At 47.6% G+C, this 206-nt stretch carries 1 rRNA gene; it reads left to right on the top strand.

Annotated elements, in window-relative coordinates:
• Nucleotides 1-151: 151 nt before the first annotated feature.
• Nucleotides 152-206, top strand: a 5S ribosomal RNA gene (rrf, locus tag ACW5XD_RS24035); the annotation flags it as partial.

Below are 206 nucleotides of genomic sequence, written 5' to 3'. Positions count from 1 at the left end.
ACTAATTACCCGTGAGGCTTAACCATACAACACCCAAGAAGTGTTTCTGGCCTTGTAGCAAGTGCGAGACTACTTACAAATTCAGTGATAGTGACAAGGCGAATTAGCCGAGTTGTTATTCACGTCAGCTTTCCGAGATTGAAGTTATTTGCCTGGCGGCCATAGCGCCGTGGAACCACCTGATCCCATGCCGAACTCAGAAGTGA

The sequence above is a fragment of the Aeromonas enterica genome (assembly GCF_054052465.1).
This window is presented reverse-complemented; position numbering and strand designations above follow the sequence as displayed.